The 15204-nt window shown below is 42.3% G+C and carries 12 protein-coding genes; 8 read left to right on the top strand and 4 right to left on the bottom strand.

From position 1 onward, the window contains the following. The first annotated feature begins 503 nt into the window (after nucleotides 1–503). The 5 genes from KVY11_RS15095 (at nucleotide 504) to KVY11_RS15075 (ending at nucleotide 4722) form a co-directional block, all read left to right on the top strand. The gene (locus KVY11_RS15095; protein WP_218289401.1) at nucleotides 504–1406 is read left to right on the top strand and encodes a VacJ family lipoprotein; all 903 of its coding nucleotides are present in this window, start codon (nucleotides 504–506) and stop codon (nucleotides 1404–1406) included. Nucleotides 1407–1504: 98 nt separating this feature from the next. After that, nucleotides 1505–2473 carry an RsbU family protein phosphatase GigA gene (gene gigA / locus KVY11_RS15090; protein ID WP_078388698.1) on the top strand — a complete coding sequence of 323 codons (969 nt, stop codon included), beginning with the start codon at nucleotides 1505–1507 and terminating at the stop codon, nucleotides 2471–2473. Nucleotides 2474–2585: 112 nt separating this feature from the next. Next, nucleotides 2586–3107 (top strand): anti-anti-sigma factor GigB, encoded by a 522-nt coding sequence (gene gigB, locus KVY11_RS15085; protein WP_004692241.1) that lies wholly within the window; start codon nucleotides 2586–2588, stop codon nucleotides 3105–3107. Nucleotides 3108–3130: 23 nt separating this feature from the next. Next, on the top strand, nucleotides 3131–3955 hold the full coding sequence (locus KVY11_RS15080; protein ID WP_218289400.1) for a carbon-nitrogen hydrolase family protein: 825 nt from the start codon (nucleotides 3131–3133) through the stop codon (nucleotides 3953–3955). 341 nt (nucleotides 3956–4296) lie between these two features. Then, nucleotides 4297–4722: an organic hydroperoxide resistance protein gene (locus KVY11_RS15075; protein WP_005400731.1), complete on the top strand. Its 426-nt coding sequence runs from the start codon at nucleotides 4297–4299 to the stop codon at nucleotides 4720–4722. Between the two features lie 43 nt (nucleotides 4723–4765). Here KVY11_RS15075 and KVY11_RS15070 read toward each other — a convergent pair whose 3' ends face one another. Together KVY11_RS15070 and gspE are read right to left on the bottom strand one after the other, a co-directional pair. Next, nucleotides 4766–5344 carry a hypothetical protein gene (locus tag KVY11_RS15070; protein WP_062033435.1) on the bottom strand — a complete coding sequence of 193 codons (579 nt, stop codon included), beginning with the start codon at nucleotides 5342–5344 and terminating at the stop codon, nucleotides 4766–4768. Between the two features lie 116 nt (nucleotides 5345–5460). Next, nucleotides 5461–6948 carry a type II secretion system ATPase GspE gene (gene gspE, locus KVY11_RS15065; RefSeq protein ID WP_218289399.1) on the bottom strand — a complete coding sequence of 496 codons (1488 nt, stop codon included), beginning with the start codon at nucleotides 6946–6948 and terminating at the stop codon, nucleotides 5461–5463. Between the two features lie 114 nt (nucleotides 6949–7062). Here gspE and KVY11_RS15060 point away from each other — a divergent pair, with 114 nt between their 5' ends. Together KVY11_RS15060 and KVY11_RS15055 are read left to right on the top strand one after the other, a co-directional pair. Further along, on the top strand, nucleotides 7063–7875 hold the full coding sequence (locus tag KVY11_RS15060; protein WP_017396988.1) for a hypothetical protein: 813 nt from the start codon (nucleotides 7063–7065) through the stop codon (nucleotides 7873–7875). 9 nt (nucleotides 7876–7884) lie between these two features. After that, nucleotides 7885–8808: a mechanosensitive ion channel family protein gene (locus KVY11_RS15055; RefSeq protein ID WP_218289398.1), complete on the top strand. Its 924-nt coding sequence runs from the start codon at nucleotides 7885–7887 to the stop codon at nucleotides 8806–8808. 49 nt (nucleotides 8809–8857) lie between these two features. On the opposite strand, the gene KVY11_RS15050 is transcribed toward KVY11_RS15055, so the two are convergent. Next, on the bottom strand, nucleotides 8858–11554 hold the full coding sequence (locus tag KVY11_RS15050) for a DUF2339 domain-containing protein (protein ID WP_218289397.1): 2697 nt from the start codon (nucleotides 11552–11554) through the stop codon (nucleotides 8858–8860). A gap of 162 nt (nucleotides 11555–11716) precedes the next feature. Here KVY11_RS15050 and polA point away from each other — a divergent pair, with 162 nt between their 5' ends. Continuing rightward, nucleotides 11717–14482, top strand: a complete 2766-nt coding sequence (polA, locus tag KVY11_RS15045; protein WP_218289396.1) for a DNA polymerase I — start codon at nucleotides 11717–11719, stop codon at nucleotides 14480–14482. Between the two features lie 140 nt (nucleotides 14483–14622). Here polA and KVY11_RS15040 read toward each other — a convergent pair whose 3' ends face one another. Next, nucleotides 14623–15192: a YggT family protein gene (locus KVY11_RS15040; RefSeq protein WP_004979206.1), complete on the bottom strand. Its 570-nt coding sequence runs from the start codon at nucleotides 15190–15192 to the stop codon at nucleotides 14623–14625. Nucleotides 15193–15204: the final 12 nt, after the last annotated feature.

Below are 15204 nucleotides of genomic sequence, written 5' to 3'. Positions count from 1 at the left end.
CTGACAAATATTTCTCAAATAAACTTCGAGTAATTCTTACCATCAATCAATGAAATATTTTCGATCGATCAATCAGTAAAAATCCACACAAGTTGTTCTTCATAATCTCTTAATGATCTTCTTACTGATTCGTCATCAGCAAGCTAGGTCGGCTATACTACTCTCTTTCAAGAAGAAGTCAACTGGTTTTGTTAATTATTTTCAAACTCATTCAAGACCTCCAGATTCTACCGCTTGGGCTAAATCCTTGTTTCTCAACAAGTTTTAATCAACATCACCGCCGATGGATGTGCATTCTACAGCATTTCCAAACCAACACAACCCCCTTTACTCAATTATTTATAAAAAAACTCCCACTTGTTTATTTATTAAGCAAAATGTCGCTTTTTTACTAACATTTCTTAAAATTTGATTTAACAATGAGCAATAAAGAGCTGTTAAGATAGTTAAAAGATTATTTTTTTAATTCACCTGCTGATTATAAAGTTCCGGAACTCTTTTATATGCAACACATTCGCCACTTATGTGCCGGTCTACTCTTTGTAGGCTTTACAACATTTGCATTTGCTGAAGATGTAACGCCTGCGGCTGCCAGCGAAATAGATACCAGTGCTGATCCGCAAACGGCTCAAACTACTTCGCTTAAAGAATTAAAGAATATTAAAGCAAAAGATTTAAAAGTAGATGCCAATGCAGCACAACCTGATAATGTAAAAGATCCACTTCAGCCTTTAAATAGACAAATTTTTGCCGTCAATGATGCTTTAGATCGTGCGATCGTTCGCCCAATTGCGGTGGAATATAAAGAAAAGATCCCTTCTCCGATTCGTGACTCTTATAGTGGCTTCCGTAAAAACCTCGGTGAACCTTGGAATGCGGTGAACCAACTTATACAAGGTCGTCCCGGCCGTGCCGCAAAAACTTTAGGTCGATTTACCATTAATACGGTAACTACTTTAGGTTTTGCAGATCCTGCTTCGCGCTTGGGTTTAGAAACTGAAGATGAAAACTTTGGTACGACTCTTGGCTATTGGGGGGTTCCATCTGGCCCATACCTAGTACTTCCTGTTTTTGGGCCAAGTACTTTCCGTGATGGCTTTGGCTTGGTTGTTGATGGCTATGCACGCCCACAAAGATACATTTTAGAAGATGAAGAAGGCCTGTATTGGGCGGAACAGGCTTTACGTGGTATTGATGTGCGATCACAACTGATTGATATTGAAGGTGCGATTCAAGGCGACAAATACTCCTCAATTCGTGATATTTACTTACAACGTAAAAACTTCATTATTGCTGAGAAAAAAGGCCAAGAATCTGAAGGGATGTTTATTGATGATGTCGGTGATGATGATTCATCTAGCTCTCCATCAACCAATGAATCACATCAAATGTTAGATACCGAATAACAATGTATTGCAGCTAGAGTTGAATTTTTTTTCTCTAGCTGTAATTTGCTTGTTATAGTAAAGCAATAGCTTAATGCTAAGGATAAGCCATTTTTTTTATGTATTTCATTCAACCTTCTCGCCATATTCCATATTTAGAACAGGTGCTAGACACACTACCAAGTGTGCAAATGATTCGCATAGAAGACATTGATCTTTATGACCCGACTATTATTGCTATTGCCGATATCCAAGATTATTTAGATTATAAATGGACACTTCCCACCATTGTCCTTGCCTTTGAAAATGAAGGTAGTGCTTTAGCCCAAGCTTGGGAACTCGGTGCTTTAGCAGGTTGGATGTGGAATAAACTGCCCAGTAACCCACAGCAATCCTTACTCAAAATTGATGCTCAATATAAGCGTAATCAAGACAGTCGCGATCTGCCTTCCGCAGCAGAGTTACAAAAGCGACTTTTACCAAACCCTATAGAACTCCAAAACTACACCGTTGAAACGTTTTTTCAACCTTCTGCTTATTTGTCCGGAGACTGGTTTGATTATTGGAAAATTAGCGATAAAGAAGTGATGTTCTATTTGGCTGATGTATCCGGTCATGGGGTCACCAGTAGCTTATTAACCTCTTGGATGGCTGCTTTTCATGGTCGTGCCAAAACACCGCGTGGGTTAATTAAGAAACTCAATGGCATGTTGGTTCAAGAGAATATTGAAAAGCACATCACCATGATTGCAGGGATTTTAAACCTCGAAACACATCAACTTCGCTGGTCGAGTGCAGGACATTACCCCCCCGCAATTATCTTTGAGCCAAATCAAGCTCCTAAAATATTACATACCAGTAGTTTTCCTTTAGGCCTTACTGAAGAACTAGAAGTTGAAGAGCATGAATGTGTACTCAACCGTCATGCCCGCTTCATTATTTGTTCCGATGGCGCACTCGAACCCTTCAATGGCGGACTGAATGATCAGTTCACACAATTGGTGTATCATTTGCAAAATCAATCCTTTGAAGCACCAGAGCATGTTGCAGACGATATTGCCATTTTAAGTTTACGTCGAATGAATTAATTAAATTATCAATAACTTATTACAATATCCTATCTTCTAAGACTGTTAGATACTTGAGTAAGTATTTGCCCTATGGGATAATTTCCTATCCTTCTCTGCAAATGGCATTTATATGTCAACAGGTCATGTTGAATATGCAAGCTTGAATGGAACGCATATTTTTAAGCTTATTGGCGAAGTGCGTGCCCAATCTTGTATCAGTCTAGACAAACTTTTAAACCGTATTGAACAACAGTCAAATGTTGTTGGTGCAATCGTAGATTTAACCCAAACTACATTCATCGACAGCACTGTGTTAGGCATTTTGGCAAAGTTAGGCTTAAAGCTTAAACAGATCCATAATATCCAAGCTGTCATGTTGTCCACCAACTCTGATATCACTACCTTAGCCAACAGCATGGGGCTAGGGCAGGTTTTTGTGATTTTAAACTACTGCGGCGATCCAAACGTTTGTACCCTCGAACTGATGGAAGAGCACATTACACATCGTAATATGTTAAACACCGTACTAGATGCACATAAAACTTTGATGGAACTGAATCAAAGTAATCAAAATATGTTTGAACCTTTGGTCAAACAGTTGCAAAAAGAACAAGACAGCCTCGACCAAGTGTCACAGCAACAAAACGCATAACAACAAATTTTGTAGGCCCATTTATGACTTTACTTTCTGTTGTACAGATGAACTCTCAAAATGACATTGAAGCAAACTTCCTTGTCATTGAGTCTCTCATTCAACAAAGTAAAGCAAATGGTGCTGAACTTATTGTGTTCCCCGAAAACTTCGTTTGTTTTGCCGCAGGCAAACAACGTGAGACCGCAGCACAGTTTGAAGACATTCAAAAGCGTTTAGAAAATCTTGCTCATCAATATCAGATCTGGATCGTCGCGGGTACCCTCCCATGTCCGTTCCGTCCAGATGGTTCTGTTATTGAAGATGGTCGTGTTCGTACAGTCAGTCTTTGCATTAGCCCTGAACGTACTGAAGCACGTTATGACAAAATTCATTTGTTTGACGTACAAGTTGGCGATGCTGTGGGTGGCTACCAAGAATCTAAGTTTTTTGAACCTGGTACAGATGTCGTTGTGGCAAAAACACCTTTTGGCAATATTGGTTTGATGGTTTGCTATGACTTACGCTTTCCTGAACTGGCTTTAACTTTACGCGCGCGTGGCGCAAATATTTTGACTGCTCCTGCTGCATTTACCTATACCACGGGGCAAATGCACTGGCAGTTATTATTACAAGCCCGTGCGATGGATAGCCAAAGCATCGTGTTAGGCGCAGCGCAACAAGGTTGGCATGGTGAAAAGAGACAAACTTGGGGACATGCAGCAGCAACCAATAGCCGTGGTCAAGTTTTGGATTTGATTCTTAACCCAGGCGCGCAGTTGATTACGGTACCTTTTGACTTGTCGGAACAAGCTCAAATTCGTGAAAGCATGCCGTTAATGCAACACCGAAAATTAGTGCAATTTTAATCAAGCCGCGATCATTTAAAATAACGTCAGTCTTCGCACAAAAACTTCATATTGATTTGCTGCTCTTGCATTGAGTAGCTCTAGCTCTCATAAAATACATGACTCTATTTATCTTTAAAAATTAATAATCCCTCGAATCGCTCTCAGTTTTCATTCACATCGACAAGCCCCGATTGCGAATGTTAAAAAACAATAATAGGCATTCATATCATTGATTTTTAATAGACTAAACCCTCAATTTAAACGCAAGCATACTCTGTATAAATTTACAAAAACACTGCTTATTCTTTCTGCAATTTAGGACAGGATAAGAACTCAAATACAATATTCAGGGAATCACAATGTCTTTAGAAAAAGTAGTTTATACAGCACATGCTAAAGCGACAGGTGGCCGTGATGGTCGCGCAACCTCTTCTGATGGAATTTTAGATGTAAAACTTACCGTTCCTAAAGAAATGGGCGGCGCAGGTGGTGGAACGAACCCTGAACAGCTTTTTGCCGCAGGTTATTCTGCATGTTTTCTAGGTGCAATGAAGTTTGTTGCTAACCGTGACCAGTTAAAAATTACACCTGATGTTTATATCGAAGGTGATGTTGGGATTGGCCCGATTCCAACAGGTTTTGGTATTCAAGTGACCTTGAACATTCACTTAGAAGGTTTAGAGCAAGCAGAAGCCCAAAAATTAGTGGATGCAGCACATATCGTTTGCCCTTATTCAAATGCAACGCGTGGTAATATTGATGTGACATTGAATGTAATTGTTTAAGTCATCTCTTCTATCCCAAAGTCATAGCTTTGGGATAGAGATTTTATAACTTACAAGGGTTTAGAAATATCTTTTTAAATTTCTTTTGATCATCGATTTCATCTGCCAGCAAAATCAAATTTCCTTTTTGATCAAAATAAGAAGTGCCTTGGAACACAGTATATTGGGCAATATCAAAAATAGGGACGTTTTGAAAAATAGGGTGCTGAGTACTGATCAAAATATGTCTTTTTTTCGAATTTAATTGGCGAGCTGTGATTCTATTGTGTTCAGAATCAGTTTCAATTAAACAATTATTTTTCGTATCAATAGCGATAAATTCTTGAGTCACATCATCTTTTTGTTTATTTCTCGATAGAAAACTATGAGCCTGACATGGGCTACCACATGACATTTGAACATGATAATAATTTTGATTTAAACGCTCAATGTTTGGTGATTTCATACCGCCATAAACTTTTTCTTTCTTGCCATTGGTGTTTCTAATGACATCACAAGACCACTCCATTTCATCATTGCATTGTTTATAAACATTAAAAGTTTCATCTTTTGCAAAACTGAGTGGAGTAAAAAATACCATACCACTCAACACACCAAACAAGGCTAAGGATTTATTCATCATTATAAAGTTCTTTATTTTCATTCTAAAAGTAAAACGAAATCTGTTATGAAACACATCAGGTAATTTCAGGATAATACAACTACACACATAATCCGTATCCACTACTCGATATTCTATTATTCAGCAGCGTCATTGGTCACACGCAATACTTCTTCCAGTGTGGTTTTCCCCGCCAATACTTTACGCAAACCATCATCACGAATAGAACCTGAGTGTTGTCTTGCATAACTTTCTAGCTCAAACTCAGCTGCATTGCCATGAACTAAACGGCGCATCTGATCGTCCACAGCAACAATTTCATAAATTGCCGTCCGCCCCGTAAAACCCGTATGTGAACAACGTTCACAGCCATTCGGTTGAGGTAACTGAAGTTCTACTTTTGGGTTCAAATGCTGAAACAGTTGTGTTTCAAAAGTATCGGCATCATGCCAAATGGAACAATGGCTACATAAGGTTCGCACTAAACGCTGTGCAATCACACCAATCAAAGAACTCGACAGTAAAAATGGTTCAATGCCCATATCTTTTAAGCGGGTCACCGCACCAATGGCCGTATTGGTATGCAGTGTAGATAAAACCAAATGCCCTGTGAGCGATGCTTGTACCGCAATTTCAGCCGTTTCCAAGTCACGTATTTCACCCACCATGACTACATCAGGGTCTTGTCGTAGCATGGCCTTTAAGGCTCTCGCAAAAGTCATATCGACTTTGGTGTTGACTTGTGTCTGTCCAATCCCTTCCAGTTGATATTCAATCGGGTCTTCTGCGGTCAAAATATTTTTCGATCCGTCATTGAGGTCCGAAAGTGCTGCATAAAGCGTTGTGGTTTTACCCGAACCTGTCGGTCCTGTGACCAAAATAATCCCGTGTGGACGATGCACCAATTGAGTCAAGCGTTCATAGTCAGGTTTCAATAAGCCCAAATGAGTCATATTCAAACGACCGGCTTGTTTATCTAATAAACGCATCACCACGCGTTCGCCATGTGATGATGGCAAAGTCGATACACGCACATCCACTTCACGCCCAGCCAAACGCAGTGAAATACGCCCGTCTTGCGGAATCCGTTTTTCTGCAATATCCAGTTTTGCCATGACTTTAATACGAGACACCAACAGCGGTGCTAGTTCACGGCGTGGCTGCACAATTTCACGTAATTGCCCATCGACACGTAAACGCACCGACAGTTTCTTTTCAAAGGCTTCAATATGAATATCGGATGCGCCAACACGAATGGCTTCAGACAATAATGCATTAATCAAACGAACAATTGGAGCATCATCTTCTTGATCCATCAGATCTTCAGCTTCAGGCACTTGGTCAGCTAAACTGAGTAAATCAGGATGATCTTCTAAACCTGCGGCCACTTGTTGTGATTCGCCACTGTCCCCTGCATAGCTACTGCTTAAAAGCTGATGGAACTCTTCATCACTACACAGTTGATGTTGTGCTGCCACACCTAAAAAACGACGTGCCTCTTGCAAAGCCAACAACGGCGTACTTTCACGGCGCACAATAAAGGCTTGATCGCCTTCGTAACGCAACAGCACGCCATGACGCTTCGCAAAACTATAGGGAATTTGTAATTGTTTAAGCACTTGCATCTTAAAATTATAATAATGATGAAAAATATTATTTTGAGTGTACTCTAAGCATATGACAGCGTGAAGTCTGTTTTTCACTGATTTGCAATATAAGGAAATGTGCTGTTGCCTAATATGAATGAACTGTTTGAATCGGATAGCCCCAATTTAAAATGGTGGGGGGAATACAACTTTGAGTTGAATCAAGCCCGTGCGTGGCAGTTCGGCTCATTACTTTTTCGCCTCACCCGTGGTCTACAAGAATGGCGTTTAGAGTTCCATCGTCCTCAAGTTCAGTATGACTATGAGCAAAAATGGCATGCGATAGAAGACCCACATTTCGCCTTTCCACAACCGGTTGAAATTAAACGTTACATGTTTAAAAACACCCATCATACGATTCAACTGATGCCACGTTTGGCCGATCGTTCAGTCGTGATTAAACCTGTCGATCCGATTTATATTCCAGCGGGGCAGCGCGGGACGCTGTATATCAGCACCCCGTTATGGATTTCGGGCTTTATTGAAGGTCAGCGAGATCCCCTATTTGATATTCCTGTGATTTTACCCAAAGAAACTTGGTTTGGGCCAAACCACCGTACAGGTGAAATTGCCTACGCTACAGCTGTCGATGGTCGAACTGAATTGCATCAACTCAAACCACGTGCATTTCGTGCAGTGACTCCCATTGAGTTCCACAACACCAGTCACTTACAACTGCGTTTTGACCGCATGAACGTGCCTGTTTCAGCCCTGCCTTTATTTTATAGTGAAAGTACGGATCGACTTTGGACATCGCAAATTAAAGTCTTGCATGAAGGTGCCGATCGGCCACCGCGAATCCGTATCGAAAATCGTACGCCTCCGCATGCAGGCAAAGTGATTTATGTGCATCCACCTCGCTCTTCGGCGAGTGCGTTATTTAATATGTTTGATTCATTCTTCTAAGGGGGAAATATGCCAAACTCAAATATTCCCCAAGAAATTACCAGTAGCCTAAAAGGCATTTTCACCAACATCAATACAGAACGATTAACGGAAATCTTAATTGCCTTAGTGCTGTGTTTTGTTGGGTTTCTCTTGGCACGTCTGGTTTCAAATGCCTTTATCCGAACCATTGGCACCAAGTTTAACGCCCACCAACGACTGGTCTGGCGTCGTGGTATTTTTTACTTTATTTTCCTAATTTTTGTGATGGCCAGCCTCAAAGAAGCTGGTTTTAAACTCAGTGTGTTTTTAGGCGCAGCAGGTATTTTGACGGTTGCTTTGGGTTTTGCCTCACAAACCTCTGCATCCAACTTAATTAGTGGGTTGTTCCTGATTGGTGAAGGTTCTTTTGAAATTGGTGACACCATTTCAATCACCCTTATTCGTGGCAATACCATTGAAGGTGAAGTCATTTCAATTGACCTCCTCTCGGTTAAGTTACTCACTCAAGACAACATTTATGTACGACTGCCGAATGAACAACTGATTCGAGCGCCTGTTCACAACCTCTCTAAGTTTCCAATACGGCGTATTCCCATCACCCTAGCGATTAACTTTCATGAGAACATTATTAAAGTACGTGAAGTGCTGATTGATGTGGCTAATAAATATCCTTTGGTGCTGGCCGACCCTAAACCTGCCGTCACCGTCACCGCCTTTCGCGAGTCCTCGATTGAATTATTATTTGCCGTATGGTGTCAGCAAGAACACTTTTTGCAAGTGCGTGATGAAATGCAGGAACGTATTCGCAATGGTTTCTTAGATAACCAAATCGAAATTCCTGTGCCGAAAATGGGTTTTGTCGATCATCCGCTTTCACGTCCATTATCCAATGAAGAAATTGATCAATATGCCAATGCACAAGCCTTGAAACGAGAACCGAATATCAAATAAATTGTCTCAGCTCCTTATGATCCCTGTAGGCATAAGGAGCTGAACTTGTTTAATTGGTCTTTTCATCAAGTTCAGGCATCGGTGCAATATACGCAATCACCAACATCACCAAACCTGCACCTAAAAATGAAATCACGCGGGTGAGTGTCCCAATGTGAGATAAGTCAAACAAGACCAATTTTAGCGTCACCAAAACCAAAATACAGCCGCCGAAAATCCACAATGAACGCAAGTTGCGTTTGGTCGCCGTTAGCATGCAAATGAAGGCCAAACTGACCCAAAGCAAAGTAAAGCTGAGTTGCACCAAGGCGTTTTGCCACATTTGCCAGTCATTATAAGGTGTTAGGAAATAGACATGCAGCGCACGTAGCACCACATAACTACTCAGCCAAAGGAGACTCGACATCATCAAAATGGCACCCAGACTTTTTTCCAAGCCCGCTTTCATCTGTAAATTCAGCATCCAAATAAACCCAATCAGCATCGCAATACTGATCAGGTCGAATGGGTTGAATATCGGCAACCAATATAGCTGAAAAACTTGCTGGCTAAAGATCTGAGAACAGACGATCCAAAACAGCATAAGCACTAAGGTATTACGCGCCTGCCAAAACTTTCGCCATCGCGTTTGAGTCGATTGTGTGTAGCACCATGCAGCAAAGGCCAGTGGTAAAATAACCATGCTCAGATACGGCATACTTGGAATGAGGGTTAAGCTGGTCAGCGCCAAACTCAATAAAGCCCCCAAACTCACCCACTCCTGCTCATCCTCCACTCCCTGTAGCGGGCGAAGCCACAGCAACGTGAGTAATCCACTCGTTAAAGCAAACAATAGACGGTCTAAACCAGACGACCACATAATGACGCCATCATGGCTCAGACCCACCAAGAAAATGAAGGCAACTGCATACAGCGGAATCAAACCAATCCATTTGGGTAATAGCCATGACCAACTGACTTTGCGGTAGAGCAACCATTCATTCAGTACCGTATATAAAAGCACAATAATCAGCAGTGCCATCGTCACCTGACTTTTACTGTCGATTTCATCCAAAAGTAGGATAAACAACATGCTGGTTGCTGAAAGCAGTTGTAAGCAAAAAAAGGCAATGGTGGCAAAAGACAACTGTTGTCTAAAGCGCTCTACACTGTTGGCAACGGCAACCACAGCAAAATAACTCAGACACAGCGCCCAATAGACTTCCGTTGGAAAACGATTGAGCTCCACCACATAATACAGACTTGAGAGCCCTGCCACGGCCAATAAGCCCATCGCCAAATAACGACTCAGGGCGGAATTTCGATATAAGGCATACATAAAGATCAGTGCACCCTCAACACTCCAACCCACCACACCCCACTGGTCAGGCAGCAAAATAGGGGGAATCAGCGCCAAGAAGACCAAAGTCAGACTAAGATAACTTTGCGCAATCAGCTCAACACTGTGGGCTCTTTTTAGCAGTTGATAAAGCATGGCATAGAGCGCTGCAAAGCCTAGACTAAAGCCTGCCTGCCAAATCGTTTCCTCAAAATACATTACATACAAAAAAGCAAAAGCAACAATAGGGGCAGCAAAAATCAAAGCCACATCCAAGATCGGTTTCAACTTAAACTGAGTTAAATCCTCACGCGCCAACAGTTGGCTATAACGAAAACTCAACCAAATAAAGACCGTACTATGTGCCAAAACCAACACGGCTAGCATGTCTCGCTCAGGTGCTTTACCCTGATAAAAGGCATAAGCGCCGCCTACGACCACCGTCATTAAAAAAGCAATTTGATTGAGGACTTTCCACGGCCTGAACGTGCTTAAAACAGCAACCGCAATATTGATGACCAAATAGTAGGCCACCAGTTCTATCGCAGTGGCATTCCGTACAGGCAAAGTAAAAGGTGCCAAATAAGCAATGATCAGCGCCATCAACGCCAGCTCAATCGACTGCTGTTTTAAACTGAGCCAAAGTGTAACCGCCATCACCACCACAAAGTACAGGCTTGCAATCGCTAAACTTGCAATCACACCGTTGTAGTAAGCAAAAAACAAAGTCAAAAATAAACCTGACAGTCCAAGTGCTTCCAAAGCCAAAGCAAAACTGCGGTTTTTGTGCCGAAGCACATAACCAAAGATCACAACGCCCACACTTACCGCAGCAACGAGACTCAGCTTAACAGCGAGACTCAACTGCCAATGTTCGGTGGCAAAGCGTAATAATAAAATAAGCCCAATCAGCAGTATCACAATCGCAACTTTTAAGACAGGATTGCCCTGCCAAAGCCAGCGTTTCACTTGCTCACTGAGACTTAAATCATCTGTGTTGTTTAGAGTAGTGGGTAAAGAGGGAGAGTTTTCAGATTCTAGGATTCGGTCGGATATCACCTGATATGGCTGTGCTTGCACGGATAACAATAGATATTCTAGACGACGCAACCATCGAAAGAAAAAGAACAACCAACCACTGATCCCCAATCCAATGAGTCCGCCCCATTGCCCCACCATGCCGATTAAAATGACGAAAGCAGCAAGGTAAAGCGGGACTTTTGACGTTGGCTGAAAAGCAATACCCCGTTGTTCCGCCAACCTCGCACTGGGGTGTTCAATACTATCAACATAGTGCATGACACTCATGATCAAAGCAATTCCACACAATGCACTCAACAGCGGCACGGCCAAAAACCATGCTGCAATCGCAACAATCGTCAGCCCCATTAACCACATCATGCGAATTTCACGCTGTCCAGTTTGCATCCGTTCTCGATCTCTTTTTCTCATCTTCAAATAATACATCAGCTTGTAGTACATCTTTAAGCGCATAACCGTAACCATCTATGCCAATCGGTACATCAATACACTTTGTTCTGTGCCAAAATCACGTACAATAAACGGGTTATTTGGATAAGGAATCTTGCAATGCCACCATTTGTCTTGGTCGATGGCTCATACTTTTTATTTCGTGCTTTTCATGCTTTGCCACCGCTCACCACGTCAACTGGCTTACATACCAATGCAATTCGTGGGGCAATTTCTGCCATCCAAAAACTGATGCGTCGTACCCAGCCAACACATATGGCGGTCATTTTTGATACACCAGAACCAACTTTTCGTCATGTGCTATCACCAATTTATAAAGGTGACCGCCCAAGTATGCCTGAGGAGTTATCAGAGCAAATTCCGTACTTGCATGCCTTAATTCGTGCTTTAGGTATCCCCTTGTACATGCTACCGGGTGCTGAAGCAGATGACATCATCGGGACATTAGCCAAACGTGCGGAAGCCGCGGGACAGCAAGTGCTGATTTCCACAGGTGATAAAGACATGGCTCAACTGGTGACCGATAAAGTCACCTTAGAAGACAGCTTTAAAGACAAGCCGATGGATGTGAATGGCGTGTTTGAAAAGTTTGGGGTGTGGCCAAACCAAATTATTGATTATCTGACCTTAATGGGCGATGCCTCTGACGGCATTATGGGTGTTCCAGGTGTTGGTGCAAAAACTGCGGCAAAACTGTTAACAGAATATGGCTCGATTGGTGGCATTTTAGAGAATGTCGATAAAATTAAAGGCAAAGTCGGTCAAAACATCAAAGAACATGCTGATGGAATTGCTCTAGATCACCAACTGGCAAGTATTGTCTGTGACTTAGAGACAGGACTGACCTTTGACGATCTTAAACTCCAAGATCCGAATACCGAAGCCTTGCGTTCACTGTATACCGAGCTTGAATTCCGTCAGCAGTTGCAATCACTCGATCATCCAAACAATCCGAATAGTGCAACCTATAAACAAGCAACACAAGAAATTGTAAAATCAGCACAATCTGAAACTGTTATCAATACAGAAGATCAGGCCGTTCAAAGCAGTGTCGATGACCAACTGGGTCAAGCGAATTACCATACTGTGCTCAGTGCAGAACAGTGGACTCAATTATTCAAACGTTTAAATACAGAAAAACGTTTTGCCTTTGATACCGAAACCACCAGTTTAGACTATCGCGTAGCGCAAATTGTTGGTTTCTCGGTCGCGTTCGATGCGCAAGATGCGTATTACGTTCCACTTGCGCATGATTATGAAAATGCACCTGCGCAGTTAGATCGTGAACAGATCTTGGCGCAAATTAAACCTATTTTAGAAGATGAGTCGGTTCAGAAAATCGGTCATCATTTGAAATACGATGCACATGTCTTAGAAAATCATGGCATTGAACTCAAAGGTTGGTATTTCGATACCATGTTGGCCTCTTATGTACTCAATGCTGTAGCGACTCGTCACGGGATGGATGACGTTTCGCGTCTCTACCTCAGCCACTTAACCACCACTTTTGAACAAGTGGCAGGTAAAGGTGCAAAACAGAAAACCTTTAACCAAATTGAGATCGAAACCGCTGCACACTATGCCGCTGAAGATGCCCATGTGACCTATCGCCTGTTTGAAGTGCTCGATGCCAAACTACAAAAGCATCCCGAACTGGTCAATATTTTGCACAATGTCGAAATGCCAGTTGCCCGTGTCCTGACCATCATGGAGGAAAATGGCATTGAATTGGATCTAGGCTTCCTTGACCAACTTGGTGTTGAGTTTGCCAATACCATGGCCAACCTTGAAAGCCAAATTACCGAACTGGCAGGACAAAGTTTCAATGTCAGCTCGCCGAAGCAAGTCGGTGAAATTCTGTTTGATAAACTCGGACTTAAGGGCGGCAAAAAAACCGCAACGGGTCAGTACAGTACCTCTGAAAGTGTTTTAGAAAAGATTGACCACCCAATTACCGAGCTGATTCTAGACTATCGTGGGTTATCCAAACTAAAAAGCACCTATACCGATGGCTTATTAAAACAAGCCAACAGTGATACCCATCGTGTGCATACCAGTTACCACCAAGCACTGACCGCAACTGGTCGTTTGTCTTCGACCGATCCCAACTTACAGAACATTCCTGTGCGTGAAGAAATTGGACGCCAAATTCGTAAAGCCTTTATTGCACCACAAGGTCGCGTGATCTTGGCAGCCGATTATTCACAAATTGAACTGCGTTTAATGGCGCATTTTTCACAAGATGAAGCCTTGGTCGATGCTTTTAATCATGGACAAGATGTACACCGTCGTACAGCGGCTGAAGTCTTAGGTGTCGCACTTGAAGATGTCACTTCAGACCAACGTCGTCAGGCCAAAGCCGTCAACTTCGGTCTACTCTACGGCATGTCTGAGTTTGGCTTAACCCGTCAACTCGGTTTTAGCCGTGAAGAATCGCGTGGCTATATTGCGAAATACTTCCAACGTTATCCGGGCGTGCTCGACTATATGGAACGTACCCGTCAAATTGCACGTGAACAAGGTTTTGTCGAAACCATTTTAGGCCGTCGCTTGTATACGCCCGATATTATGGCAAGCAATAAAATGATCAAACAAGCGGCTGAACGTGCCGCAATTAATGCACCGCTGCAAGGTTCTGCTGCGGACATTATTAAAATGGCGATGATTGCTGTTGATCAAATGCTGCCTAAAGATCAAGCCAAAATGCTACTTCAAGTACACGATGAATTAGTCTTTGAAGTCGATGAAAGTATTGCAGATGAACTGGCTTCGAAACTGGCAGACGTGATGCAGTCCGTCTTGCAAATTTCTGTGCCATTGTTGGTTGAAGTCGGCAAAGGTCGAAACTGGGATGAAGCCCACTAAAACATTTGCGCCTTTCTCCCAGGAGTAAGGCTAGTATGGAGGTCATTTGCCTCCTAGAAGAAATATCAACGTCTTCACCTAAAAATTTCAACCACAAAAAAAGGACTCGCAATCGAGTCCTTTTTTATATCGCTACAATCTTATAAACCAGTGAGCAGGACAATCGCCACTTCATTCATAATCATTTCAGCAATATACAACGCCAAGAACGCTACGATTGGAGAAAGATCAATCATCCCCATATTGGGCAATAAACGGCGAAACGGTGCCAATAATGGTTCAGCAAGCTCTTGAATCACTTCGATATAAGGCGAGCGTGACTGCGTAAACATCACGACCCAACTTAAAATAATCGTTGCAAAAATCAGGTAACGACAGAAACGAATTAAGTCCTGAATCATGGTCACAAAAGTTAAAATGACCAAATGTACAGGACTATTCGGCATCGCTCCAGAGAGATACATGACGCCAAAAATTTTCAGTAAGTACAATAAAACCAAAAGCACTAAAGCCGCTAAGTTAACGCGGCCTTTCGCTACATTTGGAAAAATACGACCAAACATATCCACAATTTTTGTGGCTTTTACGGTCGACATCACCACTGGGTTATAAAAGTTAACCGCTGCCAACTGCATGAGAAAGCGGAAGAACACCAGTAAAATTGCAACGTTAATAATGATGCCAAAAATTAGCGCAGAGTTTGCACCCATACTTGAACTTTC

Source organism: Acinetobacter sp. CWB-G5 (genome assembly GCF_019209785.1).
Lineage (GTDB): Bacteria > Pseudomonadota > Gammaproteobacteria > Pseudomonadales > Moraxellaceae > Acinetobacter > Acinetobacter johnsonii.
This window is presented reverse-complemented; position numbering and strand designations above follow the sequence as displayed.

What these genes read in the sequence shown, in the direction of transcription:
- KVY11_RS15095 (WP_218289401.1), top strand. Translation starts at nt 504, where the DNA reads ATGCAACACATTCGCCACTTATGTGCCGGTCTACTCTTTGTAGGCTTT.
- gigA (WP_078388698.1), top strand. Translation starts at nt 1,505, where the DNA reads ATGTATTTCATTCAACCTTCTCGCCATATTCCATATTTAGAACAGGTG.
- gigB (WP_004692241.1), top strand. Translation starts at nt 2,586, where the DNA reads ATGTCAACAGGTCATGTTGAATATGCAAGCTTGAATGGAACGCATATT.
- KVY11_RS15080 (WP_218289400.1), top strand. Translation starts at nt 3,131, where the DNA reads ATGACTTTACTTTCTGTTGTACAGATGAACTCTCAAAATGACATTGAA.
- KVY11_RS15075 (WP_005400731.1), top strand. Translation starts at nt 4,297, where the DNA reads ATGTCTTTAGAAAAAGTAGTTTATACAGCACATGCTAAAGCGACAGGT.
- KVY11_RS15070 (WP_062033435.1), bottom strand. Translation starts at nt 5,344, where the DNA reads ATGATGAATAAATCCTTAGCCTTGTTTGGTGTGTTGAGTGGTATGGTA.
- gspE (WP_218289399.1), bottom strand. Translation starts at nt 6,948, where the DNA reads ATGCAAGTGCTTAAACAATTACAAATTCCCTATAGTTTTGCGAAGCGT.
- KVY11_RS15060 (WP_017396988.1), top strand. Translation starts at nt 7,063, where the DNA reads ATGAATGAACTGTTTGAATCGGATAGCCCCAATTTAAAATGGTGGGGG.
- KVY11_RS15055 (WP_218289398.1), top strand. Translation starts at nt 7,885, where the DNA reads ATGCCAAACTCAAATATTCCCCAAGAAATTACCAGTAGCCTAAAAGGC.
- KVY11_RS15050 (WP_218289397.1), bottom strand. Translation starts at nt 11,554, where the DNA reads ATGCAAACTGGACAGCGTGAAATTCGCATGATGTGGTTAATGGGGCTG.
- polA (WP_218289396.1), top strand. Translation starts at nt 11,717, where the DNA reads ATGCCACCATTTGTCTTGGTCGATGGCTCATACTTTTTATTTCGTGCT.
- KVY11_RS15040 (WP_004979206.1), bottom strand. Translation starts at nt 15,192, where the DNA reads ATGGGTGCAAACTCTGCGCTAATTTTTGGCATCATTATTAACGTTGCA.